Here is a 25,921-nt window from a genome sequence, read left to right on the forward strand (position 1 = left end):
TTTATGCGGCCGAAGCGTCGGCGGAAGCGGTCTCGTCCTCGAACAGAAAGGCGTCGCTGACGCCCGCTTGCGCCAGTTCGTCTATCACCGCCTCGGCCGCGCGCTCGGAGCCGCTCACCAGAACGATATCGAAGGACGGCGCGAGGAACATGGCGCGATCATAATCGCGCGTGGCGAAGACGATGAAATCATAGGTCTGCGCCAGCGCCTCCAGCACGGGCTCGGCGTCCTGGTCATAGTCCGCCGCGGCGCGGCCGCCCGGCATCACATGCAAACGCGAATCCGCGTCGCGATGAATGGCCTCGGCGAAGGTCGCGGCGCCGCTCGAGAGATCGGCGAGACCGAGCGGCCGGGCGCGATCGACATCGAGGATCAGCCGATCATAGAGCTCGCCCCGCTCCCGCGCATCGGCCGCGACGATGATGGCGAGGCCACGCCGCGCGAGCGCGCGCGACAATGTCACAGCGCTGTCGAAACTATGCTCGGCGTCGGCGCAGCCGACCACCAGGACCTTCACCGAGAGCGTCGCCATGCGCGCCGCATCGATCTTTCCGACAACGCTCGATCGATAGGCGCGCGTCGATCTGCTCTCGAGCTTGGGTGTGCGCGCCGGCGCCAGGCGCGTCCGCGGCTCGGAGACGAGGCTCGCCGTCGGCGAAGGCGACTCCTCCTCTTCTTCTTCGTGCTCGACAAAGGTCGGCTCGCGCCGATCGCCGGCCGCGATACGAGCCTTGGGCGGCGCCTCCAGCTCCTCATCCTCGCGCTCCACGAGGCGCGGCGCCGAAAGCGGAGGCGCAGCGCGTACGCGAGCGCGGCCGCTCAGCAGCTCGATCGCGACGATCGATCCGGCGGAGAGAACAAAAGCGGCGATCGTCGCGAATGCGGTGATCGGAACCTTCTTCGGAAAGGAGGGAATCGGCGGCGCGACGGCGCGCTGAATGACGCGGGCGTCGGCGGGCGAGGCCTTGGGCCCCTCGCGCGCCAGCGCCTCCTGATATTTGGCCGAATCCGCCTCGAGCTGATCCTTGAGCACGCGCGCGGCGCGCTCGAGCTCGCGCAGCTGCACCTCATCCACGCCTGCGGCGCCGGCGACGCGCTTCTGCTCGTCCATCGCCCGCACGAGATTTTCGACGCGCGCGGAAGCGATATGCGCCTCATTCTCCAAAGTGCGCGCGGTGCGCTCGGCGGCGCGACGCCAATCGGCGTCGAGATCGGCGAGCTGCGCCTGCAGCTCCTTTATGCGCGGATGGCCGGGCAGCAGCGTGCGCGATTCGAGCGCGAGCTGAGCACGCAGTGACACGCGATGCTCGCCGATGCGGCGGATCATCTCATTATTGGCGACGTCGGGAATTTCTCCCACGCGATTTTGCCGAAGCATGTCGCGCACCAGCTTGGCCTTGGCCTCGGCGTCGGCCTGCGCGGTGCGCGAGATAGAGAGCTGATTGGTGAGATCGCCGAGCTGCTGCGTGGCGATCGTCATATTATTCGTGCCGGCGAACAGGCCGGAGCGCGAGCGGAACGCCTCCACCTTGGCCTCTGCCCGCGCGAGCCGCTCGCGCAGATCGGCGACCAGCGGGCTCAGCGATTGTGCGGCGTCGCGGGCGTTCTCGCGCTTCGCCTCGCGTTGGATGTCTATATAGAAGGAGGCGATGGCGTTGGCGGCGCGCGCCGCGAGATCGGGATCGCGCGCGGAAAATTCGATCTGTAGAACGCGCGTCTTGGTCGGCGAGAGCACGAGCAGCTTGTCGAAATAGGCGTCCAGCATGCGCTCTTCCGGCGCGAGCTTGGACGGATCGCGCGTCAGCCCCAACATCACGCCGATCTTCGTGCCGAGCCCGAGGCCATTGGCGATCGGATCGAATTCGGAATTGCCCTGCAGATCGAGCGATTTCAGCACGCGGCGCGCGAGATCGCGCGAGGTGAGCATTTGAATCTGGCTCTGCACGGCCTCGGCGTCGGGCGCTGCGGCGGGGTCGGCGCGCTCCTTATCGGCGCGGGTCAGATAGCTCTCTTGATTCTCGAGCAGAACGCGCGCCTCGGCCGTGTAGCGCGGCTTGACGATATTGACGAAAGCCAGCGCCCCGACAAAGGCCGCGAGCGTCACGCCGATGACGATGCGGCGGCGGCGCGACAAGGCGTCGACGATCTGTCCGAGATCGATCTCGCCGGTCGAGACGTCCCCATGCGAAATCTCGCGCGATATCTCGCGTCCCGTCTCGCCCCGCGGGCTCCCCGCGTCATCGTGAGGGTGGCCGAAACTCATCTCGCGAACTCCAATTGGCGCTCGGACCTTGTACCGAGATTATGGTTTCCGCGGGGTTAACCGCGGCGAGACGGCGCCATTGAAGAGGCGACGAAGCGGCTCGCGACGATCAGGCTTTGTTAACCATGAACCGTTAAAAAATTTTCCCGGGACACGTTCTTAAGCTGTTCCTCGAGCCCGAGATTCTAAATGCCGAGATATGGCTTTCTCCTGTTCTGGCTGATGATGTGCGCGACATTGTCGGGATGCGCCCTGCCGGGCGCCTATATTCCAGAGCTTTTGACCTCCTCCACCGAGGAGCCCTACACGCTCGCCGCCGGCGATCGGCTTCGCGTGATCGTCTTCGGCCAGGACGCGATCTCCAACAGCTACACGGTCGACGGCTCCGGCCATATTTCGATGCCGCTCATCGGCATCGTTCCGGCGGCCGGCCTCACGACCCAGGCGCTGCAACATGAAATCGCCGCACGCTTGCGCAACGGATTCATCCGCGACCCTCGCGTTTCGGTGGAAGTCGAGGCGTATCGTCCCTTCTTCGTGCTCGGAGAAGTGATGAGCGCCGGACAATATCCATTCGTCGAGGGTCTCACCGTGCAGAAGGCGATCGCCATAGCCGGCGGCTTCAACCCGCGCGGCTATCAAGGCGAGGTCGATTTGACGCGCGACTACGGCGGCGTTCCCGTCACCGGCCGCGTGCCTTTGCTGCAGGCGGTGCGGCCAGGAGACACGATCACCGTTCGCGAACGGATTTTCTAAGAAGAAAGATGCGCGAGAACCGGCAGAGCCAGACGAGCGACGACGAGAGCCCCGGACGGCTGCGCATCGTGCATGTGATGCGCGCGCCGATCGGCGGGCTCTTTCGTCATGTCGTCGATCTCGCCGGCGCGCAGGCGGCGCGCGGACATGCGGTCGGCGTCATCGCCGATTCCTCCACCGGAGGCGAGCGCGCGGAGGCGACGCTGCGAATGCTCGAGCCCTCGCTGGAGCTCGGCGTCACGCGTCTGTGCATGCGCCGGCTGCCGAGCTGGAGCGATCCGATCGTCGCCTTTCGCATCGCCGCTGCGCTGAAGCGGCTCGCGCCCGATGTCGTGCATGGCCACGGCGCAAAGGGCGGGCTCTATGCGCGCCTTCCGGCGCTGCTGCCCTTGTTTCCGACGCTGCCGCATCCGCATGTCCGCGTCTACACGCCGCATGGCGGCAGCCTCCATTACGACCCCGACGCGCTCGTCAATCGTCTCTATCTCTCGGTGGAGAAGGCGTTGGAGCGCGTGACGGATTTCATTCCCTTCGAGAGCGCCTATGCGCAAGAGCGCTTCGCCAGAGCGATCGGCTTCTCCGGCTCCGCGACGCGCGTCGTGCCCAATGGGCTGCGGCCGGAGGAGTTCGAGCCGATCGCGCCGATCGCCGAGGCGGCGGATTTTCTCTATGTCGGCGAATGGCGCCGCTTCAAGGGCGTGGACACGCTGATCGAGGCGCTGTCGCTCATTCGCGACGCGACCGGCGAAGCGCCGCGGCTCGCCCTCGTCGGCTCCGGGCCGGATGAGGCGGCGCTGCGCGCCTGCGCCGAGCGGTTCGGCGTGAGCGAGCGGCTCTCCTTCGCGCCGCCCATGCCGGCGCGCGAGGCGCTGCGTCTGGGGCGCATATTGGTGGTGCCGAGCCGGGCCGAGTCGCTTCCCTATATCGTGCTAGAGGCTATCGCCGCGCGCACGCCGCTCATCGCCACCAATGTCGGCGGCATTCCAGAGATTTTCGGCGAGCACGCGAATTGTCTCGTCGAGAGCGACGACCCAGCGGCGCTGGCGCGCGCGATGATCGCCGCGAGCGGCATGGACGAGGAGGCGCAAAGGCGCGCAGCCGACCAGCTCGCTGAACGAGTAGCAGAAAATTTCTCTTTGACTGCAATGGTCGAGGCCGTGCTGCGCGGATATCGCGAAGCGCTGGAGGCCGCCGGACATCGCAGCGCCGCGGAGGCCGTTCTGCCGCAGCGAGCCTGATGAGTGGAGTGACGTCATGTGTGCTTTCGCCCTACGCGACATCAAAGCGGCCCCGCCGGCCAATGACGATAGTCGCGTCGCCTCGCGGCTGGCGGAAATCTCCGCCGACGCCCGGCCGATTCCCGCCTATTCGCCGGTCGTGCTCGCGGGCCTCGTCCGCATTCTCGAATTCACGCTGATAACGGCGGCCGGCTTCGCCGTGCATCGGATGCATGTCGCGCCCGGCTATGGCTATGGCGTCGAATATTTCATCGTCATACCCGGAATGGCGCTGCTCGCGATCATCGCTTGGCAGGCGCTCGACCTCTACACGCCCGCCGCCTTTCGCACGCCCATCGGCCAAGGGCTCAAGCTCGCCGGCGGCTGGACTTTGGTCTTTCTCGCGGCGCTCGCGGCGATCTTTTTCCTGAAGCTCGACAACGCCCTGTCGCGCGTCTGGCTGCTCGGCTGGTACGCGGGCGGTCTCGCCGTGCTGGCGGCGGAGCGCTTCGCCGTCGCCGCCGTGGTGCGCTCGCTGACGCAGCAGGGCAAGCTCGACCGTCGCACTGTCGTCGTGGGCGGCGGCCCGGCGGCCGAGCCCGTGCTGCGCGCGCTCGCCGCCTCGCAGCAGGACAGCGATCTGCGCATATTGGGCGTCTTCGACGATCGTCGCGACGATCGCTCGCCGGATGTCGTCGCCGGCTATCCCAAGCTCGGCACGATCGACGATCTCGTCGAATTCGCCCGCCACACGCGGCTCGATCTCGTGATCTTCACCCTGCCCATCTCGGCCGAGACGCGCCTTCTGCAAATGTTGCGCAAGCTCTGGGTGCTGCCGATCGACATTCGGCTGGCGGCGCACACCAACAAGCTGCGCTTTCGCCCGCGCTCCTATTCCTATATCGGCAATGTTCCGGTGCTCGACGTCTTCGACAAGCCCATCGCCGATTGGGACGTGCTGATCAAATCCGCCTTCGACAAGATCGTCGGCGCGTTCTGCCTCCTGCTCTTCGCTCCGGTGATGGCGGCCGTGGCGCTCGCAATCAAGCTCGATTCGCGCGGTCCAGTGCTGTTCCGCCAGACGCGCTACGGCTTCAACAATGAGAAGATCGAGGTCTATAAATTCCGCTCCATGTATGCGGACAAGCTCGATCCCGCCGCGGCCAAGCTCGTCACCAAGGGCGACCCGCGCGTGACCCGCGTCGGCCGCTTCATTCGCAAGACCTCGCTGGACGAGCTGCCGCAGCTGTTCAATGTCGTGTTCCAGGGCAATCTGTCGCTGGTCGGCCCCCGCCCCCACGCCATGCATGCGCGCGCCGCCGAGCATCTCTATGACGATGTCGTCGACGGCTATTTCGCACGCCACCGCGTCAAGCCGGGCCTCACCGGCTGGGCGCAGATCAATGGCTGGCGCGGCGAGACCGACACGCCGGAGAAGATCCAGAAGCGCGTCGAATGCGATCTCTATTACATAGAGAACTGGTCGATCCTGCTGGATATGTACATTCTCGCACTCACGCCGATCGCGCTGCTGAAGACCGAGAACGCCTACTGAGAGGCTCACGGCCCAAAACGCTTCCTGGACCGCGAGCCTTCAGGCTCGCTCTCCAAAAAACCTATCCTGGCCTTCACCGCGAAGCGCGAGCCCTGCGCCAGACACCTCATCCAGAACAGCAACATGAGCAGGATTATCATTGTTCTGCTTATATTTATAACGAGAATCTAATGCAGCGCCCGAGCCTTCTCATCGTCTTTCTCGCCGCGCTCTCGGGCGCGGCGGGCGTCGCGCTCGCGGCCGCGAGCGCGCATATTTCCAACGCCGCCAATCTCGAGACGGCGAGCCGCTTCCTGATGATTCACGCGGCGGCGGCGCTCGGCCTCGGCGCGCTGCTGGCGGCAAAGCCGCCGCTCGCGCGCTGGCTCGCCGGAACGAGCTTCGCCCTCATCGCAGGCGTCGCGCTGTTTTCCAGCGACCTCGCAGCGCGCAGTTTCGCCGGCGATCGGCTGTTTCCTTACGCGGCCCCCATAGGCGGCTCGCTGACGATCGGAAGCTGGCTGGCGCTGGCGGTTTGGGCGATCGCCGCGCGGCGGGCAAGATAGAGCCCGCGCTTTCCCGCTCTGGACAGAGGCCGAAATCGACCCCACCCTCGCGAGCGTGGGGGCCGAGATGGGGACAGAACATTGGAGCGCGGAGGCGGCGCTCGGTCGGCGCGTGCTCGTCGTCGAGGATGAGCCGCTGATCGCGCTCGCGCTCGAGGAGACGCTCGCCGAGCATGGCTTCCGCGTCGTGGCCTCGGCCCAGACCGTCGCCGTCGCATTGCGGAACATCGCCGATGCGCAATTCGACGTCGCCCTGCTGGATCTGCGCATCGGCGCCGAGAGCGTCGAGCCGGTCGCCGATCGCCTCGCCGCGATGGGCGTTCCTTTCGTCTTCACGACAGGCTATGGCCGCTCGGCGCTGCCCTCGGCCCACGCCACGCGGCTGATCGTCCAAAAACCCTTCCGCACCGACGCGCTGATCGCGGCCCTGGTCGCGGCGTCGCGCCGCGCCGCGCAAGACGCCTGAGGCAGAGACGGCGAGATACCGAGGACCGGACGGCTTGTCTCTTGCGATCACGCTCCATGTAAGGGGGAGTTGCCTCAAAACGGGTGCCGCGTCATGTCTTCGCGTAAAAGCGGCGATCGGGAATGCTCCCGACGTCGCCTCGCCGCTCTCGGCGGCTTGGTCTTGAGCCTGGTGATCGCGACGCTCGAGCCTTCTTCCGCATCGGCCCAGGATTTCTTCCAGCAATTGTTCGGCGGCGGAGGCGGCGGCTATTCGGATTATGGCGGCGCTGGCGGCTATCCGAGCTACCGCCGCCACGGCCACGCCCGGCGCCATAGCGCCGCCCAGCAGGAGCGTCGCGTCTATGTCCCGAGAGAGCGCCGGGGCGCGCCCGCGCGCAGGGCCTCCCGCGGCGGCGAGCCGGAACGCTCCGTCTATACGGAGACCGCGGCCGGCGGACGCTCGTACTGCGTGCGCGAATGCGACGGCTATTTCTTCCCCGTCGGCCTCTATTCGAGCGCCAATGACACGGCGAGCCACCAGCGCGCCTGCGGGCGCCTCTGCCCCGGCGCACGCACGACGCTCTATGTGATGCGCGGCGGCTCCGACAAGATGGAGGACGCCGTGGCGGCGCGCGGCGGCGCGACCTATGCGCGGCTGATGGCCTCCCTGCAGCGCAAGAACGAGGGTGAGAAGGACAAGGAATGCTCCTGCCACGCCGGCCAGACCAATGAGAGCTCGATCGAGGCGATCTATCTCGACCCGACGCTGCGGCGCGGCGACGCCGTGATGACGACTCACGGCGTCGAAATCTTCCACGGCGCCAGCCGCTATCCTTATTCGAAGAACGATTTCCGCCCCCTCGCCCGCTCCCCCGATCTCGACGAGCCGATCCGCCGCCGCCTCGCGGCGCTGGAGCGCGCCAGCAAGCATGGCCGGCCGAGCGTCGAGCGCCGCGCCGCGCGGCCGGTGAGCGAGCGCCGCAGCCAGTCCTCCGGCGGACGCGAGCCGCACGACTGACCCTTCCCGCGGCCGATCAGCGACGATCTGGATAAAAAAGGCGAGCCCGATTGCGGGCTTGCCTTCGTCCTCCGGTGTCGATATGCCCATTGCACCGCACAAGTCGGGACGATGCGCAGCGGCGGCCCTTGCTTTCATCTCTTTCGAACGTCGGCCATTGCGGCGCCGAGAGACGACCGGGTCGCCACGACTTTCAGGAGGTGATCCGATGGGCAATCCATATGCGACGAAGGGGCCTTCCCAATTCTGGCGCACGGCTGTCGCCGACCTCGCTCCCGAGGATGTCAGCCCGATCCCGCACAAGAAATTCCTCATCGGCGAGGAAGACCGCATAGCGACCGCGGGCAGCTGCTTCGCGCAGCATGTGTCCCGCTACATTGAGGCGATGCCGGGCGTCCGCTTCCTGCAGACCGAGGCGAGCCCCGCCGATCAGCCGGTGTTCTCGGCGCGCTACGGCAATATCTACACGGTCGCCCAGCTGCGCCAGCTGCTGCTCGAGGCCACCGGCCAGCTGAGCCTGCCGCCGCTCGTCCTTCCGCGTCCCGACGGCCGCTTGGTCGACGCTTTTCGTCCGACGACCTATGCGGAAGGCTTTGCGAGCCTCGAGGATGTCGCCGCCGCCCGGCGCGCGCATCTCGAGGCGGTGCGCCGTGTGTTCACCGATTGCACCGTGTTCGTCTTCACGCTGGGGCTCATCGAAGGCTGGACGACGCCGGACGGCCAGTTCGTTCTGCCCATCCACCCCGGCGTCACGACCGATGATCCGCAAGCCGCCGCCGCCCTCTTCCATCGCTACTCCTATGAGGAAGTGAAGGCCGATCTCGAAGAGTTCCTAGCCGGGCTGCGCAAGATCAATCCGGGCGCGCGCGTCATTCTGACCGTCTCGCCCGTGCCGCTCACGGCGACCTACACCGACGAGCATGTGCTGTCGGCGACCGTCTACAGCAAATCGGTGCTGCGCGCCGTCTGCGGCAGCGTCGAAAACTCTGTCGAGAACGCCTATTATTTTCCGTCCTACGAGATTATCTCGAGCCATTTCAACGATGGAAAATATTACGACAGCAATAAGCGCACCGTGCCCGAAATCGGCGTCTCGCATGTCATGCGCGTCTTCAAGACCGCTTATTTCGGCCAGACGTCGGAGCCCGTCGCCCCGCCCCCGAAGCCGGCCACAGAAAGCAGCGTGCTGGACCAGTCCTATGCGGGACGCATCATCTGCGACGAAGAGAAATACGGCACGAACATAGGGTTCTGAGATGAAGGTCATCGTTGTTTCGAACTGCGCGACATCCACCTATTACGAGGTGGTCCAGACGCTGTTCCCCGATTGGACGATCAAGGCCGCTGGATTCAACGAGGCGGAACGATGGCTCCTGACCGGCGAGAAGCCCGAGTTCGAGAATTATCTCAGAGAATGCGACCTCTATATCGGCTGGCCGCTCGACGGGCTCCGCCTGGCGAGCGTGCTCAATCCGAACGCCGAGCGCGTGATCATTCCCGAAATCTATTTTCGAGGCCTGCATCCAGACGTCGCCATGCTGGACGGCTTCTGGGGACCTTTCAGTGAAGGCGCGCCACATACTCAGACCTCGCTGATCGCTCTCGGCGCGAAAGCGATCGGCAAGACGGCGGAGGAAACGCAAGCGCTCTTCCGAGAAGACGTCTATGAGAAGCTCGGCTATTTCGATCTGTACAAGACCGAGAAAAGCCGCCTTGTCGAGGACTTCGGCAAATATGGCATTCGGCTGGAGGAGGCGTTCGAGTTTTGGGAGACGCAGAACGACTTCTTCTACGTCTGCCATCATCCGCGCAGCTTCGTTCTCGTCGATATCACTCGGAACGCCCTCAAGGGGCGCTTTCTCGACGAAGACGCATTCACCCGCTCAGAGGGGCTGCGCAGCACGCAACCCGATAGGCTCGCCATTTCGGAAGTTTGGCCCGTCTACCCCGAAATCGCGCGTCGCTTCGGGTTCGAGGGCGGCCTCACTTGGCTCAAGCAGCCCCAATCCGCGCCTCGCGAAATGTCTCTGTCCCGCGTGATCGACATCATCTTCGAATCCCTCGGGAGAATGGACGACGCTTGGAAGTCCGTGCCCTTCATCGCTGAATGCGCCAAGACGCTCGAGCGCGTCTGATCTAATTTTGCCGCTCCTCCTCGACGGGCGGCTCGCCGCCGGGAGACGAAGCGCTCATCGCCCTCTGCTTCGGCGCGCGCGACCAAGGCCGGTCCTCGCCCGGCGAGCGGGCGGTTCGCCACTCCACTCGCTCGCCGATAAAGCGCAGGGTCGCCGCGCCGGTCTCGGCGAGCTTGCGGCGATCGAGAAGGATAGGCGCGCCGCAGCCCGCGGGCGCGTAAAAGGGCGCGATGACGATCGCCGCGCGGGCGCAATCCTCGATCAGCGCCTTGCGATCCGTCACCAGAGCGACCGCGCGGCCGTCGACCGCTCTCGCCACGCAGCCGAGATCGTCGCAGGAGACGCCGCCGCGGGCGTCGGCCGGCGCTCTTGTGTCGGCGTCCGCCCGCAGCCATTGCTCGCCGACGAAGGCGAGCTTTCCACGGCCGAGCAGCGCCAGCTCGCCCGACGGCAGGCGCAGCGTCGCGGAGTCGCCGCCGGGCGCGACGGCGAGATCGAAGCCCTCCCCGCTGGCGGCGCCGAACAGGCCGAGCAGGGCGAAGGGAATGCTCGTCGCCCGGAACAGCCATGTCCGCCACAGCACGAGCGACAGAACCGCGAGCGACAGGAAAATAATCGCGAAAGGGGCGAAGCTCTTCACCGGCAGGCTGGCGCCCGGCGCGGCGCCGATGAGCCGCGCTATGGCGGTGACGAGATCGATGCCGAAGCCGACATAGCGCCAGACCGGGCCGTCGAGGCCGAAAGGATAAAGGAACGCGCCGAGCAGCGCCCCCGGCACGGCGAAGAATTCGATGATGGCGAGCGTCAGCGGATTGCCGATCAGCACATAGGGGCTCAATTCGTGAAAATCGCCAGCCATGAAGGAGGCGGTCGCCGATGTGGCGCAGAGCGTCGCGAAGATCGGCGCCGCCGGCCCGCGCAGCAATAGCTCGCTCATATTCTCGCGCCAGCGCATTAAGCGCGTCGGCGTTCGGCCGAAGGCGGGCGGCTCGCGCCGACGCTCGATGAGCGCGCCGCGCGCCTCATAGACGGCGACCAGCGCCGCCACTGCAGCGAAGGAGAGCTGAAAGCTGGCGCCCAGCAGCGCCTCCGGCTGGAAGGCGACGATAACGAAAACCGCCAGCGCCAGATTGCGCATGGACAGCGACGGCCGATCGAAGAGCACGGCGATCAGCATGATCGTCGTCATGATGAGCGCGCGCTCCGTGCCGACGCGCGAGCCGGTGCCGATATCGTAGAGAACGGCGCCGATGATGGCGACGCCGGCCGCCCATTTCTTTATGGGATAATTCAGCGCCAAAGTGCGCGAGAGCGCCAGCAGCCGCCGCAGCCCGACGAAAAAAATGCCGGCGACCAATGTCATCTGCACGCCGGAAATCGTGATGATGTGGAATATGCCGGCGCGGCGGATCAGCTCTTTCGCCTCCTCGCTCAGAAAATCGCGCTTGCCCGTGACCATTGCGGCGGCGATGGCGCCGGTGTCGCCGCCGAGCGCGCGATAGACCCGCGCCGCCAGCGCATTGCGCAGCCGATCGACGGCGGCGAAGAAGCGCAGCGACATTGGCGCAGGATCGGGCGGCGGCAAGACGTCTATGCGGCCGAGCGCATTGCCGACGCCGCCGAGGCCGGCGAAATAAGCGTCGCGCGAGAAATCATAGCCGCCCGGCAGAGCGGCGTGGGCCGGCGGCAGCACGCGCGCCTTCAGCGCGATGAAATCGCCGGCCGAAAATTTCGCCTCGCCCCGCGTGGTCAGCCGCACGCGAAACGGCGCGACGTCATTGGGCAATCCTTCCGCGCTGGCGAGCCGCAGAATGAAGCGCGCGCCATTGGGGCGCGGATCCAGCTCCTCGACGAAGCCGGTGAGAAAGCCGATGCCGGCGCGTGAGACGATCGGCGCATCGACGCGCGCGGCGCGCCAGACGGCGGCGAAGAAGCCGCCCGAGAGGCAGGCGAGCAGGAGAAGCAGAGCGCGCGCCCTATGCGCGCGCAGAAGGACGGCGAGCGCCGCCAGAATGGCGAGGCCCGCCGCCGAGAATGCGAGCGAGGGCTCGCGATCGGCCACGAAATAGAGCAGGACGCCGGCGCCGGAGGCCACCGGTAGCCACAGAAACGGCCGCCGCAGCGCGATCTCTTCTTCCAGCGCGGCGCGGGCGGCTTCGGCGAGCGACGCGAAAGCGGCCGAAAAGGCGGGGCGTATGACGCCCCTCGCCCGATCGGTCGCGCCGGCGACGGCTTTCGCGCTCCAACTCACCAAAGGCCCCGGATATCGCAGCTCGAGCAAGGTCTCGCTCATGCTATATCCGAAACCACCGAGTGCGCGAGCGCCGCGACGATCAAAAACGCGTCGTCAGCTCGGTCAGCCATTCCGGCGAGGCGACGACCAGCGCCGCCTCCAGCGGCTTGTCGAGCCCGGTGGCGATCATGAGGCCGATGGAGGCCAGCGTCGCGCCGAGCGTGCCCTTGCCCCATTTGCCGCCGACGAGCAGCGACTGCCGCAGCCGCATAGCCAGCCCCCGCGAGACGGAGCCGAGCGCGACCAGAGGCAGGCCGGCCCCCAGCCCGAAGAACGCCATCACCAGTCCGACCTGGCCGAGATTTTGGCCCTGCGCCGCGAGCAGCGAGGCCGCGCCCAGAGTCGGCCCGGCGCAGGGACTCCACACCGCGCCGAGCAGCAGGCCGAGCGCCAATTGGCCGCGCAGCCCATGGGTCGAGAAGCCGGAGAAGCGCCGCTCGATCCAATCCGCGACCGGTCCGCCAGCGGCGGCGATCCTGACTTGCAGCGCCGGCGCCGCCAGCAGCACGCCCAGAGCCACCATCAGCAACGCCGCGCCGAAGCGCAGACTATCGCCGTCTATCCCCGCCCCGAAGCCGATGAGCGCCAGAAACAGGCCGATGGCGACGAAGGAGGAGGCGACGCCGAGCGCCAGCGCCGCCGGCCCCAGCCTGTGCTCGGAGGCCGCCGCGCCGAGAATGATCGGCAGCAACGGCAGCACGCAGGGCGAGAGCGTCGAGAACAGCCCCGCCAGAAAGGCGAGGCCGGCTCCGGCGAAATCGACCGTCATCACAGCGCCTTGTCGAGCAGCGCCGCTATCGAGGCGGCGCTGGTGTCGCCGACCGAGCGGCCGGTCTCGCTCTTGCCCTTGAAGACGATGAGCGTGCTCTGCGTCGTCGCGTGGAAGCCGCGCAGCGCGTCCTTCTGGCTGTCGAAATCGACCTCGAACACCTGCAGCGTTCCGAATTTGGGATCCTTGCCGAGCTTCTCGACGATCGGCTGCTGCGCCTTGCAGGTGGGGCACCAGGGCGCGTGAATCTCGACGAGGATCGGCTTGCCGGCCGTTTGCGCCGCCTCGAAGCCTTGCGGCGTGAAGGCGTGCTTCTCGGCGGCGAAAAGCGGCGTGGCGAACAGCGCGGCGGAGAAAAGCGCGGAAGCGAAGCGAAGCCTCATGGGTGAAATCCTCCTTATGAATCTAGTCCGCTGGAGCGCGGGCGAAATGGATTGCGGCGCAGGCCGTCCGCCCGGTTCGCTCGTCTATACGCGATCGGGCCATAGGATGTTACGCGCCGTCGAAGGCCCCCCGCAGTTCCCCCCTGGCCCGCACCGTGCTAGACGGGCCTCCGCTCTAAATTCTCAAGGACCGTCAGCCGCGCTCATGCCCCAGGTCGTCACGCGCTTCGCCCCCTCCCCCACCGGCTTCCTCCATATCGGCGGCGCGCGCACGGCGCTGTTCAATTGGCTCTACGCCAAGCGTCACGGCGGGCGTTTCCTGCTGCGCATCGAAGACACCGACCGCGAGCGCTCCACCCAGGGCGCCATAGACGCCATTCTCGATGGAATGCGCTGGCTCGGCCTCGATTGGGATGGCGACGTCACCTATCAATTCGCGCGCGCGCCGCGTCATCGCGAGATCGCCGGGGAGCTGCTCGCCAAAGGCAAGGCCTATCGCTGCTACGCCAGCGCGCAGGAGCTGGAGGAGATGCGCGAGACCGCGCGCGCCGAGGGCCGTCCGCCGCGCTATGACGGGCGCTGGCGCGATCGCGATCCCAGCGAGGCGCCCGCCGGCGTCGCGCCGGTCATTCGGCTGAAGACGCCGCAAGAGGGCGAGACGGTTATCGAGGACGCCGTGCAGGGCCGCGTCGTGTTTCCGAACAAGGATATCGACGATTTCGTGCTGCTACGCTCGGATGGCGCGCCGACCTATATGCTCGCCGTCGTCGTCGACGATCACGATATGGGCGTCACGCAGATCATCCGCGGCGACGATCACCTCACCAACGCCGCGCGGCAAAAGCACATCTATGACGCGCTGGGATGGGAGACGCCGAGGCTCGCCCATATTCCGCTCATCCATGGGCCGGACGGCGCCAAGCTGTCGAAGCGCCATGGCGCGCTCGGCGTGGACGCCTATCGCGGCATGGGCTATCTGCCGGCGGCGCTGCGGAACTATCTCCTGCGTCTCGGCTGGAGCCAGGGCGACCGCGAGTTTTTCTCGACCGCGGAGATGATCGAGGCTTTCGATCTCGAGAGCATTCATCGCTCGCCGGCGCGCTTCGATTTCGTGAAGCTCGAGAATATGAACGGCCATTATCTGCGCAGCAGCGAGGATTCCGAGCTGCTCGAGGCGCTGATCGCGACGCTGCCCTATCTCGAGGGCGGCGCGGCGCTCGCGGCAAAACTCGACGACAAGCGCAAAGCGCAGCTCGCCGCCGCAATGCCCGGCCTCAAGGCGCGCGCCAAGACGCTCAATGAGCTGGTCGACGGCGCCGGCTTCCTCTTCGCCGAGCGGCCGCTGGCGCTGGACGCAAAGGCCGCCGCGCTGCTGTCGCCGGCGGCGAAGGCGCATCTCGCCGCGCTGACGGAAAAGCTCGCCACGCTCGAGGAGTGGAGCGCCGCTGCGACCGAGAATATCGTGCGCGAGACGGCCGCGGCTCAGGGCGTCAAGCTCGGCGATCTGGCGCAGCCGCTTCGCGCCGCGCTCACCGGGCGCACCACCTCGCCCGGCATTTTCGACGTGCTGGCCATCCTCGGCAAGGAGGAGAGCCTCGCCCGCCTGCGCGACCAGGCGGCGTAACTCGCTTGAACCGCAGACGCGGGATGCTATAGTTTGTGCAACGCACAAGAGTTCCTCTGCTCGACCATATGCGCCGCATTGCCCTCTTCCTGCCCGCTGCGCATGCGCCGCAACGGCGCGGCGACCGACGCAATTCCGCCGCCCATTCGCAGGAGGGTTTGAATTTAAAGCGATTTATGTCCGGTCGAGCGGGCGCGGCGGCCCCTGGGCGCAAAAGCGCCCGCGCACGGACGTTTTCGCTGGCGAGGTCGAGCCGCGGGGGAAAGCGCGGCTCGGGCGTGGCGTAAAATATGCTGCGGCGTTTCGCCGAAGCACCGCGAAACTGCACGGATAACGCGAGAAGGTGGGGCCATGACGAAAAAAGAAGCGTCCTTTCACACCGGCGAGAAAACCGTGAGCCTGCCGATCATGGAGGGCACGATCGGCCCCAGCGTCGCCGACATCCGCAAGCTCTACGGCGATACGGGCATGTTCACCTATGACCCGGGCTTCACCTCCACGGCGAGCTGCGAGTCGAAAATCACCTATATCGACGGCGATGAGGGCGTTCTCCTCTATCGCGGCTATCCGATCGACCAGCTCGCCGAGCACGGGGACTTTCTCGAGACCTGCTATCTGCTGCTCTATGGCGAATTGCCGACGGCGACTCAAAAGGCCGATTTCGACTATCGCATCACGCGCCATACGATGGTGCATGAGCAGATGGCGCGCTTCTTCCAGGGCTTCCGCCGGGACGCGCATCCGATGGCGGTGATGGTGGCGTCGGTGGGCGCGCTCTCGGCCTTCTATCACGACTCGACGAATATCGCCGATCCGGTCGAGCGCATGGTCGCCTCGACGCGCATGATCGCGAAAATTCCGACGCTGGCGGCAATGGCCTATAAATATTCGATCGGCCAGCCCTTCGTCTATCCGAAGAACGATCTCGACTACACGTCGAACTTCCTGCGCATGTGCTTCGCCGTTCCTTGCGAGGAATATAAGGTCAATCCGGTAATGTCGCGGGCGCTCGACCGCTTCTTCATGCTGCACGCCGATCACGAGCAGAACGCCTCCACCTCCACCGTGCGCCTCGCCGGCTCGTCCGGCGCCAATCCTTTCGCATGTGTGGCGGCGGGCATCGCCTCGCTGTGGGGTCCGGCCCATGGAGGCGCAAACGAGGCGGTGCTGAAGATGCTCGCCGAGATCGGCACGCCGGATCGCATTCCGATCTACATCGCCAAGGCCAAGGACAAGAACGACCCGTTCCGCCTGATGGGCTTCGGCCATCGCGTCTATAAGAATTACGACCCGCGCGCGAAGATCATGCAGCGCACGACGCGCGAGGTGCTGGCCGAGCTCGGCGTCAAGGACGATCTGCTCGATGTGGCGATCGAGCTCGAGCGCATCGCGCTGCACGACGAATATTTCATCGAGAAGAAGCTCTATCCGAACATCGACTTCTATTCCGGCATCACGCTGAAGGCGATGGGCCTGCCGACCACAATGTTCACCGTGCTCTTCGCTGTGGCGCGCACGGTCGGCTGGATCGCGCAATGGAAGGAGATGATCGAGGATCCTGGCTCCAAGATCGGCCGCCCGCGCCAGCTCTACACGGGCGAGAAGCAGCGCGACTACCTGCCCATGTCCAAGCGCTGATCTATTTCGCCACGGCCTTCGCGTTTCGAGATGCGAAGGCCGAAACGTCTTGTGCGCTCACGCACAGATTTACGGCTCCGCTCCCGCCATTGTCTCCTCACCAAATGAGGAGGCGGAAATGATCGAGACGGGGTCCTATGAATTGCTCTCTTTCGAGGAGGCGCGCCAGAAGCTGCGCTTCGATCGCGAGATCAGCCTCGGCCTCTTCGATCTCTCCTCTTTCCGCATCGCCTATTGCCCAGGCGATTTCGCCTATGTCGGCGACATAGAGCTCTATCAATGGATGTGGTGCGACAAGATCGCAGGGCTCGTCGTCGATGGCGATATGACGATCGACGGCGATCTCATGGACAATTCCTTCGACGGCTCGGCGGCCTTTGTGCTGGCGCGCGGCAATCTCCGCGCACGCACGGTCACGCTCGGCGGCGCAGAGGTGGTGGTGCGCGGCGATCTGCGCGCGGAAGGCGCGGTCTTCAACAGCTCGAGCGCCGGCCGCTGCGAGATCGGCGGCTCGCTCCATGCGAGCCATCTCGTCACCGACGATCATGCGACCGTCGTCGCCGGGCGCACGCCCGCGCTCTCTTTCGCGCTCGGCTATGTCGATCCCACGATGAGCGAGAAGCTTCGCGTCGCCTCGTCCTATCTCGACATATTGACGCCGGAGGCGGCGACGGAGTTCGATGCGCGCAACCGCCGCACGGGCTCGGAGATCGTCGTTCGCATCGTCTCCGCCATTCGCTCCGGCCGCGCCGTCCTGCGCGCGTGATCGTCGAGCGGCCGGCGCCGGCTTTTCCGTAAGTTGCACGGGAGCCCGCGCGCGACTCGAAATCGACATGTTCGTCGCCGCCAATGGCGACGTTCGCCCCTCGATTCACGCGAGCATTTTTCGCCCTGCGCGTGCTTTTCGTCGCTGCGTTTCAATCATCGATTTCAGCCCCGGCGAATCGCCGAATCGCATCCCGCGCGATTCGCCATGATCGGATCATTCGTCATGAGCGAAACGCCCCCGCCCCGCCCGCGGCAAAATCCCCCGTGTCCCAAGGGACCGCCCGTGAACTCCGTCGTCGCCGCCGCGACGACGGCGCATGATTTGGACGAGCGCCGCAAATCCGTATTAGAAACCGAACGTGATCGAACGACCGCGCAGCGGCCGAGAGCACGAAGCGGGAGACGACGATGGGTGCTGTGAACGATGTGGCGCGGCGCGAGGCGAGCGCTCCCGACGCGCGACGTTCATGGGACGAGGTCGAGGCGCAATATCGCGAGGAATGCGCGACGATGCTGCGCGACGCGCGCCGTCATTACGAGCAGCGCGCCGCGCGCGAGCAGACGACGGTCGAGAATGTGCTCGCCGCTTTCGCCCGCGATTTCGACGCCTGGCTCGATCGCGAGCGGCGCGGAATTTCCACGCCCAAGCCGAACCTCTCCACACTGTTCGAGATCTGGCTGGAGCGCGGCGCCCGGCGGCTGGAGCCGCCCAGCCCGCCGAGCGAAAGCTCCGAAGCCGATGCGCGATCGCAGGAGCTGGAGCAACGCCTCGACGAAGGCGCCCGACATATTCAGCAATTGGAAGAGCGCCTCGCCGAGGCGCAGCGGCGCGCCGCGCAAAGGGCGGCCGAGACGGCGGCCGCTATCGCCGCCGCGCCGCCGCCGCGCCGCCGCGGACGCGCCCTTCTCGTCGCGGCGCTCGTCCTTTTCGCCGCCCTCATCGGCGGCGGACAATGGGCGCGGCGTTCGGAGGCGGCGCCGCCCGAGCTGCGCGCGGCGCTCGCGCATCTCGACGCTTCCGCGAGCGAGCTGGAGACGCGCGCCCGCGCGACGCTCGGCGATCTCGCGGCGAGCCGGGCGCGCGAGGAGGCGCTCGCGGCGCTGCTGCGCGAGGACAAGGCCTTTGTGATCGCACGCGCGATCGCCGCCGATCCCGAGCTCGCGCGCGCGAAAATTCCCCCGCTCGCGCCGAGCGGCCCGGCTCCCGCCGCTCGAGCGCCATCCGAGCCGCCGGCGAAAGCGGAGATCGCCGCTCTGCCTCAGATCGCGCCGCGAGCGGAGACGCCAGCGCCGGAGGCGACGACAACGCTCACGCCGGAGGAGGAACCGGAGCGGCTTCCGCCCGCCGTCATCGGCCAGCAAAAGCCCGCCGCCTTTCGCGGCTTCGACAATCGCGACCTCGCGGGGCCGACGCTCGCCACTCTGCGCAAGCTCGATCAGCCCGCCTGCGTCGCCGCCTGCCGCGGCCGCGCCGATTGCCGGGCCTATGCCTTCGATCGCTGGAATCGCATCTGCCGCCTCAAATCCGCGTCCGTCGCTTTCGCGCTCAATCCGCGCATGACCAGCGGCCTGCGCGAGGATATTCGCATTCCGCGCGCGCCCTCCGGCGCGCTCGCGATGGAGCGCTACCCGTCTAAGGCCTTCCCCGGCGCCGGCTATAAGACGGCCTCCGTCGAAGGTCCCGACGCCTGCGAGGCGGCCTGCCGCGAGGAAGACGCCTGCGTCGCTTTCACCTTCCGTCTCGACGAGAGCGCCTGTCATCTGTTCAAATCGACCGGAGAATATTTTTCCAATGAGCTGGCCGACAGCGGCGGCAAACGTCAGGAGTAGCGCGAGACGGCGTAAGTCGCTCCCGAAAAAGCAGACGAGACGGTCACGACGAGGCTCTGCTCGCGAATTTTGCGCGATCTATCCCAAATGGGGGATGCAGCGGCGGCGGAGCGGAGCTAATGCTCGAGCGTTGTTGCTGGTCGATACGTTTTACATATTGCGGGGAGGTCACGCGTCCGGAAGCGCGGCCTCCCCTATTTATTTACGCCGCTCAGGCATTCGCCCGTCCCTCCATCCATGCGAGCACGCGCTCGGCGGCGCGCGCGCTGGGGCTGCGCCCATCCGCCAGCATGCGCTCGCGCACGCGCTCGAGACCGCTCGATTGCGCCGCGCGCTCGCCGCCGCCGCGCAGGAGCGGCTCCAACGCCGCCGCGAGCGCCTTGGGCTCCGCGCGTTGCTGCAGAAATTCGGGAATGAGCCGCTCGCCGAGCACCAGATTGGGCAGCACGATGCTGTCGACGCGGATGAGCACGCGTAGCGGCCATTCGATGGGAGCGACCTTATAGGCGACGACCATGGGAACGCCGGCGAGCGCCAGCTCCAATGTCGCCGCGCCCGAGGCGACCAGCGCCGCGCGCGCCCGGCGGAAAGCCGCTGGCTTCTCCTCTTGCGACAGAAGCCGCGGCCGCAGCGGCCAGCCGGCGAGGCGCGCTTCGATTTCTTCGGCCACATGAGGCACCACAGGCAGGCCGACGTCCAACGGCCCACATCGCGCGGCGAGCGTCGCCAATGTCTCGCCGAAAGGCGGCATGAGCCGCGCGACCTCGGCGCGGCGCGAGCCCGGCAGGACGAGCAGCAGCGGCCTCCCCTCCTCGCGCGCCGCCAGCTCGGCCGCGGATGGCGTCAGCGCATCGAGACAATCGAGCAGCGGATGGCCCACATGGACGCAGGCCGGGCCGCCGAGCCGCAGATGCGCCGCCGGCTCGAAGGGCAGAACGGCCAGCACCTCGTCAATATAGTCGCGCATCGCCCGCGCGCGCCCGGGCCGCCAGGCCCAGACGGTCGGGCTCACATAATCGAGGATCGGCAGTTCCGGCCGCGCGCGCCGCACCCGCCGCGCCACGCGATGGGTGAAGTCCGGCGCGTCGATCAGCACGAGGCAATCGGGCTGCGTCTCCACGACCGCGCGCGCTGTTCGGTCTATGCGCTCCAGCAGCCTGGGCAGGCGGCGCAGCACCGGAACGAGGCCCATGACGGCGATATCGCCTAGGGGAAAGAGGCTCGCGAGCCCTTCGCGCGCCATCGCCTCGCCGCCGACGCCAGAAAAGCGAATATCCGGCCGCTCGGCGCGCAGCGCGCGCATCAGCAGCGCGCCGAGGAGATCGCCGGAGGCTTCCCCGGCGATGAGAAACACATGGCCGGGCCTTGCCACCGCCCTAGCCCCGCGCCGGGCGCGGCGCGCAGAGCGGCCGCTCCCGCTCGGCGCGCAGAAAGGCGATCAGCGCCGCGACATCCTCGGCGCCGGCGAAATCCCGAGCAGCGGTTTCGACGCGCTCGGCCAGCACCTCCGCGCCCGTCTCCTGCGGGAACAAGCAGCGAAACGCCTCGCGCAAAACAGCGAGGCGTGCATCCGAAAAGCCGCGCCGTCGCAGGCCGACGAGATTGAGGCCGAACAAATGCGCGCGATTGCCGCCCGCGAGGCCGTAGGGAATGAGATCGCCCTCGACGCCCGAGAGGCCGGCAACGAAACTATGCGCGCCGATGCGCACGCGCTGATGCACGACCGTCGCGCCGCCGATCGCCGCATGATCGCCGATGCGGACATGGCCGCCGAGCAGCACATTATTGGAGAGCACCACGCCATCGCCGATCGAGCAGTCGTGGCCGATATGGGAATAGGCGAGAAAAGCGCAATCGTCGCCGATGCGCGTCTCGCCGCCGCCCGCCGGCGTTCCGGCGTTGATGGTGACGCCCTCTCGCGCGAGACATCCGCGGCCGATGACGAGCGTCCCCGACAGGCCGCGGGATTTCAAATCCTGCGCCGCGGCGCCGAGCGCGGCGAAAGGATGGATTTCCGCATCCGGTCCGATGCGCGTGCGCCCCGCCAAAACCACATGCGAGAGGAGGCGCGCCCCGGCGCCGAGCTCGACCTCGGCGCCGATATGGCAGAATGGCCCGATGACGACGTCCTCGCCGAGGCGAGCGCCGGCCTCGACCACAGCGGAAGGATGGATGCGCGCGCTCGATGTCATGAGGCCCATCCGGGCGATGCTGCGGCGCTCAGGCGCCGATCATCACGCTCAGCTCCGCCTCGCAGACCAGCGCGCCATCGACCAGCGCCCGGCAGGCATACCAATAGATGTTGCGCTTGCGAGCCTTTTTGGCGACATGGAACTCGAGACGATCGCCGGGCGTCACCGGACGCCGAAATTTCGCTTTGTCGATCGTCGTGAAGAAGACCTTGCGAGTCGAGCCCGTCGGCTGCATGCGAGCAGCTATCGCGCCCGCCGTCTGCGCCATGGCCTCTACCATCAGCACGCCCGGAAACACCGGATTCTCGGGGAAATGGCCCTGAAACTGAGGCTCGTTGAAAGTGACGTTCTTCAGCCCGACGCCGCTCTCGTCGCCGCGAATATCGATGATGCGATCGACGAGCAGAAACGGATAACGGTGCGGCAGCAGCTCCAAAATCTGATGGACGCCGAGGGTTTCCGGCGCATCGGCCGTTGCTTCTTCGTTCATTTTCTTTTCTCCCCTCCGGGTCCGGGCGTCTCTCTCCCGCCGGCCCGTCTCTCATTCCTCCGGCGTCCGGCGCCGGTTCTACCTCGCCTCGCGGCGGGATTGACGATCGAGCAGAAGCTCGCCGCGCAAATGGCGCCGCACCGGGCGCGCCGGTGCGCCGCTCCAGCGCGCGCCGGCCGGCACATCGCGGGTCACGCCGGATTTGGCGGCGATCTGCGCGCCCTCGCCGATAGTGATATGGCCGCCGATCGCCGATTGGCCGCCGAGGGCGACGAAATCGCCGAGCTCGCAGGAGCCGGCGAGCCCCGATTGCGCAACGATGACGCAGCCGCGGCCGATCACCACGTTGTGGCCGATCTGGACGAGATTGTCGATCTTGGTCCCTTCCCCGATGATGGTGTCGCGCGTCGCGCCGCGGTCGATCGTCGTATTGGCGCCGATCTCCACATCGTCCTGAACGATGACGCGGCCGATCTGCGGCGCCTTCACATGCCCCTCCGGCGACAGCGCGAAGCCGAAGCCGTCCTGGCCGAGCCGCGCCCCCGGATGAAGGATGACGCGATCGCCGATAAGCGCGCAAACCACACTGACATTGGCCCCGATGGAGCAGTCGCGGCCGATGCGCACATCCGGGCCGATCACCGCCTGCGGGCCGATCACGCTGCCCGAGCCAATCTCCGCGCGCGGGCCGATGACGGCGCCGGGGTCGACCGAGACGCCCGGCTCCAGCCGCGCCGTCGGGTGGATGATCGCGCCGGGCGAGACGCCGCTCGCCGAGAATAGCGACTGCGGCCGCAGCGCATCGGGAAACAGCCGCGCCATGACTCTCGCCATGGCTTTGTGCGGCTCGGACGTCACCAGCGGAATGACGCCGCTCGGCAGCGAGTCGAGATCGCGCGCGCGCAACAGGCAGGCGGTGGCGCGGCAGAGACGCAGCGCCGACGCATAGCGTCTGCGATCATAGAAGGCGAGCTCGCCCGGCCGCGCCAGATCGAGCGGCGCGACGCCGACGATGATTTCCTGCACGCCCGATCCGGCCTCGTGAAGGCGCGCGCCGGCGATCTCGGCGACCTCCGCCGGCGTCAGCGGCCGGTCGAGGCGGAAAAACCCAGCGGCGCCCATGCCCCGCTCCTCCCCGTCGCGCCCGGCCGCGGCCGGGACGAAAAACGCAAGGAGAGCGCCGGCCGGCCCAAAGCCATTGCGGCGCCCTCGACGAAAACGATCCCCGAGAGGCGGGTGTCGCCGCTCGGGGATCGCAAATTCTAGTCGCTGTGTGGCGGCGGCGCCAGCGCGTCGCTTTTAGAAATTGGTGCCGCCCGAGAAGCGGAAGCGCTGCGTGATATCGCCATAGGCCTTGGACAGCACGACCGCATAGTCGAAGCGGATCGGCCCGAGCGGCGATTGCCACAGCGCCGAGGCGCCGACCGAGGAGCGGATCTGCGCCTTGTCACCCGAGACGACGATGCAAGAGCCCTGGCCATAGGTGGGGGCAGTATAGGGATAGACGCAGGGCAGGTTGGCGACGCCATACAGAGAATCGCTGAAGTTGGTCTGGCCTTTGTAGCCCCACAGCGTTCCGGCGTCGGCGAACAGCGCGCCGCGCAGGCCGATGTCCTTCGGCAAGCCCCAGATCGGGAACTGCACCTCGAGCGAGCCGCCGATATAATTGCTGCCGCCGAGCGAGTTGCCGCGCGAGCTGGTCCAATTGGAAATATCGCGCGGGCCGAGGCCGCCGGGCGCGAAACCACGCACCAATGTCGGGCCGAGATTGAAATTGTCCATCACCCGCATCTTATAGTCGCCGAGCGCAAACATATTGCCGCCCTGCACGCGCGCGATGCCGACCACATCGTCCACGAAAGGAATCTCGTGGAAATAGCGCAAGTCGCCCGTCGTGCGCACATAGCGGCTGTCCCCGCCGAGGCCGGCGATGTCCTGCGACGCCTGCGCATGAACTCCGTTCTTCGGATTGCGGAAATTGTCGAGCGAGTTGTACGACACGGTATAGCCGACGAGCGAGGTCAGACGCGATCCCACCGATTCTTTGATGGCCAGCGAGGCCTCGCCGTTCGACTGACAATTATACAGCACGCTGAGATCGGCCGGGGTCGGCGCGAAGATATAGCCGAAGCCCGGCGTATATCCCGGCAGCGGCGTCTGACAGTCGTTGTAGGGACGATTGCTGTCGTTGGGGATGGAGATCGTCGTATTGTAGATCGAATAGCGCGGCGAGAGGCTGATCTCCTCGGTGATCGGAATGCCGAAGCGCAGCGTGCCGCCGATCGAGGTGGTCGAATAGTAGGAGTAGTTATAGGCGTCCGACTTCTTCGCGAAGAGATCGAAGCCCGCCGAGAAGCGCTGATCGAGGAAGTAAGGCTCGGTGAAGCTGAAGGACACGCCGCGAGCGCGCTGGCCGGCCTGCACCGAGAGGCGCGTCGCCTGGCCGCGGCCGAGGAAGTTGCTCTCCGACACCGAAACTTCGCCGATGAAGCCTTCCGTCGTCGAATAGCCGCCCGACACGCCGAAATTGCCGGTCGCCTGATCCTCGACGTCCACATTGACGATGACGCGATCGGCCGCCGAGCCCGGCTCGTTGGTGACGCGGACCTTTTTGAAGAAGCCGAGGCCGTTGAGGCGACGTTCGGCGCGATCGATCAGCACGCGATTATAGGCGTCGCCCTCGCCGATCTCGAACTCGCGGCGAATGACGTAATCGCGCGTGCGCGTGTTGCCGCGAATATTGATGCGCTCGATATAGACGCGCGGACCCTCGTCGACGACGAAGCGGATCGCCACTGTCTGTGCGGCGGGATTGCGCTCGCCGCGCGGGCGCGCCTGCGAGAAGGCGTAGCCCTTCTTGGCGATCTCGCGGGTCAGCGATTCGACTGTCTTCTCCACCGCGTCGCCATTATAGACGTCGCCGGCGGAAAGACGCAGATAGGGCTGCAGAGAGGCCGGATCGATATCGGGCAGATGCGATTCGATATCGACGTTGGAGACGCGATACTGCGGCCCCTCCTCCACGACGACCGTGATGACATAGCCGCCCTGGCCCGGATCGAACACGGCGTCGGAGCTGACGACGTGGAAGTCGGCGTAGCCGTTCTTCAGATAGAAGCGGCGCACCAATTCGAGATCGGAGGCGATGCGGTCGGGATCATAGACGTCGCTCGTCTTGATGAACGACAGGAAGTTCATCTCCGTCGTTTCCATCAGATCGACGAGACGGCCGGTCGAGAAGACGGTGTTGCCGACGAATTTGATCTCCTTGACGCCGGTCTTGTCGCCCTCCTCCACCGTGAACACCACATCGATGCGGCCATTGGGCAGCTGCACGGTGCGATAGGTGATCTTGGCGGCGGCGCGGCCGGAGCGCTTGTAGATCTCGAGCAGGCGCGCAATGTCCTGCTGCACGACGGTCTGATTGAAGGAGCCATGCGCGCGCGTGCGCACTTCCGAGGTCAGCGTGTCGGTCTTGACCTTGCTGTTGCCCTCGAAGACGACGCGGTTGATGAGATTGGTCTCCGACACATGGATGACCACGCGTCCCTTCTCGTGGGTGGCGCTCACATTGGCGAAGCGGCCGCTGTTGCGCAGCGCTTCGAGCCCCTTCTCGATCTCTTCCGGGCTAGTGCCGGAGAAATAGGAGCGGATCACGTCGGAATCGCCGCGGGCGTTGCCGACGACGACGATATCCTGAGCAAAAGAAGGAAGAGAGAAGCCGAGGACCGCCGATACCACGGCTGCCAAGAGATAGGAACGATTCCGAAAAGCCTCGATGGACCGCATTGTCAATCCTAAGTCCTCGTCGCGCCGTCGCCCGCCGAAAGCGGCGCGGCTCACGAACTGGGACAACGCACGCACGCTACCGCACGCCGTCCGATCCGATGTTCACCTTCTACAAGGTTTACCGTTTACTGCAAATGCCGAACGCTGCGAGTTTCCCCGTTTTGCCCGGCCCATCGCCGCGAAGCCACTTTTTATGGTCAGCGTCGCGT

21 protein-coding genes are annotated in these 25,921 nt (G+C 66.5%); 12 read left to right on the forward strand and 9 right to left on the reverse strand.

Features of this window, described 5'->3' with window-relative positions; all coding sequences use genetic code 11:
- Position 1: 1 nt before the first annotated feature.
- The gene (locus tag GYH34_RS12910; RefSeq protein WP_161913930.1) at positions 2–2,263 is read right to left on the reverse strand and encodes an exopolysaccharide transport family protein; all 2,262 of its coding nucleotides are present in this window, start codon (positions 2,261–2,263) and stop codon (positions 2–4) included.
- A 189-nt stretch (positions 2,264–2,452) separates the two neighbouring features.
- Here GYH34_RS12910 and GYH34_RS12915 point away from each other — a divergent pair, with 189 nt between their 5' ends.
- The 8 genes from GYH34_RS12915 to GYH34_RS12950 all read left to right on the forward strand — a co-directional run bounded on the left by GYH34_RS12915 (position 2,453) and on the right by GYH34_RS12950 (position 9,936).
- A complete protein-coding gene (locus GYH34_RS12915) occupies positions 2,453–3,019 on the forward strand; it encodes a polysaccharide biosynthesis/export family protein (RefSeq protein WP_161913931.1) in 567 nt (188 codons plus the stop codon).
- Between the two features lie 8 nt (positions 3,020–3,027).
- Positions 3,028–4,257 carry a glycosyltransferase family 4 protein gene (locus GYH34_RS12920; protein ID WP_161913932.1) on the forward strand — a complete coding sequence of 410 codons (1,230 nt, stop codon included), beginning with the start codon at positions 3,028–3,030 and terminating at the stop codon, positions 4,255–4,257.
- 16 nt (positions 4,258–4,273) lie between these two features.
- Positions 4,274–5,791 (forward strand): undecaprenyl-phosphate glucose phosphotransferase, encoded by a 1,518-nt coding sequence (locus tag GYH34_RS12925; RefSeq protein WP_161913933.1) that lies wholly within the window; start codon positions 4,274–4,276, stop codon positions 5,789–5,791.
- Between the two features lie 170 nt (positions 5,792–5,961).
- Positions 5,962–6,336 carry a DUF423 domain-containing protein gene (locus GYH34_RS12930; RefSeq protein WP_161913934.1) on the forward strand — a complete coding sequence of 125 codons (375 nt, stop codon included), beginning with the start codon at positions 5,962–5,964 and terminating at the stop codon, positions 6,334–6,336.
- A 67-nt stretch (positions 6,337–6,403) separates the two neighbouring features.
- Positions 6,404–6,802 carry a response regulator gene (locus GYH34_RS12935; RefSeq protein WP_161913935.1) on the forward strand — a complete coding sequence of 133 codons (399 nt, stop codon included), beginning with the start codon at positions 6,404–6,406 and terminating at the stop codon, positions 6,800–6,802.
- A gap of 171 nt (positions 6,803–6,973) precedes the next feature.
- A complete protein-coding gene (locus GYH34_RS12940) occupies positions 6,974–7,801 on the forward strand; it encodes a DUF2865 domain-containing protein (protein ID WP_244635362.1) in 828 nt (275 codons plus the stop codon).
- A 208-nt stretch (positions 7,802–8,009) separates the two neighbouring features.
- A complete protein-coding gene (locus tag GYH34_RS12945; protein ID WP_161913937.1) occupies positions 8,010–9,056 on the forward strand; it encodes a GSCFA domain-containing protein in 1,047 nt (348 codons plus the stop codon).
- Between the two features lies 1 nt (position 9,057).
- Positions 9,058–9,936: a WcbI family polysaccharide biosynthesis putative acetyltransferase gene (locus GYH34_RS12950; RefSeq protein WP_161913938.1), complete on the forward strand. Its 879-nt coding sequence runs from the start codon at positions 9,058–9,060 to the stop codon at positions 9,934–9,936.
- A gap of 1 nt (position 9,937) precedes the next feature.
- Here the strand turns inward: GYH34_RS12950 and GYH34_RS12955 are convergent, their stop codons facing one another.
- Genes GYH34_RS12955 through GYH34_RS12965 form a run of 3 tightly spaced genes read right to left on the reverse strand, consistent with a single transcriptional unit; the run spans position 9,938 to position 13,381 of the window.
- On the reverse strand, positions 9,938–12,229 hold the full coding sequence (locus tag GYH34_RS12955) for a ComEC/Rec2 family competence protein (RefSeq protein ID WP_244635100.1): 2,292 nt from the start codon (positions 12,227–12,229) through the stop codon (positions 9,938–9,940).
- Positions 12,230–12,269: 40 nt separating this feature from the next.
- Complete coding sequence (locus GYH34_RS12960; RefSeq protein WP_161913939.1) at positions 12,270–12,998, reverse strand: cytochrome c biogenesis protein CcdA; 729 nt, start codon at positions 12,996–12,998, stop codon at positions 12,270–12,272.
- On the reverse strand, positions 12,998–13,381 hold the full coding sequence (locus tag GYH34_RS12965; protein ID WP_161913940.1) for a thioredoxin family protein: 384 nt from the start codon (positions 13,379–13,381) through the stop codon (positions 12,998–13,000). Before GYH34_RS12965 ends, GYH34_RS12960 begins: the two co-directional genes overlap by 1 nt.
- A 205-nt stretch (positions 13,382–13,586) precedes the next feature.
- Here GYH34_RS12965 and gltX point away from each other — a divergent pair, with 205 nt between their 5' ends.
- From gltX to GYH34_RS12985, 4 genes are all read left to right on the forward strand, one after another.
- Positions 13,587–15,005: a glutamate--tRNA ligase gene (gene gltX, locus GYH34_RS12970; protein WP_161913941.1), complete on the forward strand. Its 1,419-nt coding sequence runs from the start codon at positions 13,587–13,589 to the stop codon at positions 15,003–15,005.
- A gap of 351 nt (positions 15,006–15,356) precedes the next feature.
- On the forward strand, positions 15,357–16,643 hold the full coding sequence (gene gltA / locus GYH34_RS12975; protein ID WP_108917962.1) for a citrate synthase: 1,287 nt from the start codon (positions 15,357–15,359) through the stop codon (positions 16,641–16,643).
- Between the two features lie 118 nt (positions 16,644–16,761).
- Positions 16,762–17,409, forward strand: a complete 648-nt coding sequence (locus tag GYH34_RS12980) for a hypothetical protein (RefSeq protein ID WP_161913942.1) — start codon at positions 16,762–16,764, stop codon at positions 17,407–17,409.
- Between the two features lie 410 nt (positions 17,410–17,819).
- On the forward strand, positions 17,820–19,241 hold the full coding sequence (locus GYH34_RS12985) for a PAN domain-containing protein (RefSeq protein ID WP_161913943.1): 1,422 nt from the start codon (positions 17,820–17,822) through the stop codon (positions 19,239–19,241).
- Positions 19,242–19,452: 211 nt separating this feature from the next.
- On the opposite strand, the gene lpxB is transcribed toward GYH34_RS12985, so the two are convergent.
- The 5 genes from lpxB to bamA all read right to left on the reverse strand — a co-directional run bounded on the left by lpxB (position 19,453) and on the right by bamA (position 25,712).
- On the reverse strand, positions 19,453–20,613 hold the full coding sequence (gene lpxB / locus GYH34_RS12990; RefSeq protein WP_256367004.1) for a lipid-A-disaccharide synthase: 1,161 nt from the start codon (positions 20,611–20,613) through the stop codon (positions 19,453–19,455).
- A 4-nt stretch (positions 20,614–20,617) separates the two neighbouring features.
- The gene (gene lpxA, locus GYH34_RS12995) at positions 20,618–21,433 is read right to left on the reverse strand and encodes an acyl-ACP--UDP-N-acetylglucosamine O-acyltransferase (protein ID WP_161913944.1); all 816 of its coding nucleotides are present in this window, start codon (positions 21,431–21,433) and stop codon (positions 20,618–20,620) included.
- A gap of 28 nt (positions 21,434–21,461) precedes the next feature.
- The gene (fabZ, locus tag GYH34_RS13000; protein ID WP_161913945.1) at positions 21,462–21,923 is read right to left on the reverse strand and encodes a 3-hydroxyacyl-ACP dehydratase FabZ; all 462 of its coding nucleotides are present in this window, start codon (positions 21,921–21,923) and stop codon (positions 21,462–21,464) included.
- Between the two features lie 78 nt (positions 21,924–22,001).
- On the reverse strand, positions 22,002–23,045 hold the full coding sequence (lpxD, locus tag GYH34_RS13005) for a UDP-3-O-(3-hydroxymyristoyl)glucosamine N-acyltransferase (protein ID WP_161913946.1): 1,044 nt from the start codon (positions 23,043–23,045) through the stop codon (positions 22,002–22,004).
- Between the two features lie 177 nt (positions 23,046–23,222).
- A complete protein-coding gene (gene bamA, locus GYH34_RS13010; protein ID WP_161913947.1) occupies positions 23,223–25,712 on the reverse strand; it encodes an outer membrane protein assembly factor BamA in 2,490 nt (829 codons plus the stop codon).
- Positions 25,713–25,921: the final 209 nt, after the last annotated feature.

The sequence above is a fragment of the Methylosinus sp. C49 genome (assembly GCF_009936375.1).
In the GTDB taxonomy this organism is placed as follows: domain Bacteria; phylum Pseudomonadota; class Alphaproteobacteria; order Rhizobiales; family Beijerinckiaceae; genus Methylosinus.